Origin of the sequence: Klebsiella sp. MS 92-3 (genome assembly GCF_000195655.1) — a bacterium.
Taxonomy (GTDB): Bacteria; Pseudomonadota; Gammaproteobacteria; order Enterobacterales; family Enterobacteriaceae; genus Klebsiella; species Klebsiella pneumoniae.
The window spans coordinates 1-559 of the sequence record NZ_GL882727.1 but is presented as its reverse complement, the minus strand read 5'-3'; the positions used below and the strand labels follow the sequence as shown (position 1 = coordinate 559).

The following is a 559-nucleotide window of genomic DNA, read 5'->3' as shown; positions in this document are numbered from 1 at the left end:
TGTATGGGTCCACCACATATTGCAATTTTTACTCTCACGTAAAATATAGTCCACTGGCGTCATCAGTTCGAGTGATTTATGTGGCCTTTTGCTGTTATACAGCACCAGATATTCAGCCATTCTTTGATTAAACAAATTCAGGTCCTCAAAAAGCAACAATTCATTGAATTCAATAAATTGTTCTCTAAGTGTCCGGTTAAATCGCTCACAGGTCGCATTCATTTTCGGTGTGTACGGATAGGTCCAGATGTGTTTAATCGAGGCTTCCTGTAGCGTTTTATCAAAGTTACCGAGGAACTCCTTACCGTTGTCAGTGACAACTTGTCTGATAGCGACAGGAAAGAGCTTTGTGGCCTTGCTGAAGAAATGGCTGGTAATATCGCTGTTGAGTGAAGGGACCGCCAGGGCCAGCGCATAGTCGCTGTGCTCGTCGATCATGGTAATGATATAGCGGCGTAGGTCCCCCATCCTGAGTTCAATCGCGTCCATCCCTATGAGTTCGCCTGTTTTTACCGGGCGGTATTGTTTTGGTCTTCTGGGCTTCACTGAGCGTTTTTTT

General features: G+C 44.9%; 1 pseudogene. It reads right to left on the bottom strand.

From position 1 onward, the window contains the following. A pseudogene (locus HMPREF9538_RS23840) lies at window positions 1–559 on the bottom strand (IS481-like element ISKpn28 family transposase); the annotation flags it as partial.